Origin of the sequence: Streptomyces sp. WM6386 (assembly GCF_000972385.1) — a bacterium.
Classification (GTDB): Bacteria; Actinomycetota; Actinomycetes; order Streptomycetales; family Streptomycetaceae; genus Streptomyces.
Genome location: NZ_JXTE01000418.1, coordinates 1 through 535, shown reverse-complemented (window position 1 = coordinate 535; position 535 = coordinate 1). Strand labels below are relative to the sequence as shown.

General features: G+C 73.6%; 1 pseudogene. It reads right to left on the bottom strand.

What is annotated here, in order from left to right:
- A pseudogene (locus TN53_RS42025) lies at window positions 1-535 on the bottom strand (hypothetical protein); the annotation flags it as partial.

Sequence of the window (535 nt, the reverse complement as noted above, 5' to 3'; positions counted from 1 at the left end):
GGGGCGAGGCTGTCGAGGGCACACCGCTGCCGCTTGGCCGAGGAACCATCGAGCAGGCTGGGGGAGGAGCGCCCTGCTCGTGGTGTGGCCCGGGGCGCGCGGCTGGCGGGCTGCTGGAGGCAGACGGCTCTGGTGTTGGGCTGGCGGAGTGGCTGGGCGCCGGTGGCTGCGCCTCCTGGTCGTCGTCGTGCCCGGGCTGGTGCTCGTCGTCGGAGGTCGAAGGGTCCGGTGGCGCGGTCTGCTCGGAGTCCTGCTCGTCCTCGTCCGACGTGCCAGTGCGGGTGCCGGGGACGGTGACGTGCTGGCCCGGGTAGATCACGTCGGGGTCGGGGATGGCCGGCAGGCCGTCCGGCTGCGGCTTGCCCTTGGTCGCTGCGAAGAGCTCCGGCCACCGGTTGCCGTCATCGAGCTCCTGGGCGGCGATGGTGGACAGGGAGTCGCCCGGTTCGACGACTTCCACCTGCGCAGGCTCGTCGGCCGCCGCCGGAACGACCTGGTCGAGCTGCGTGTGGACGCCTCCCGCGGGGGCGTAGGA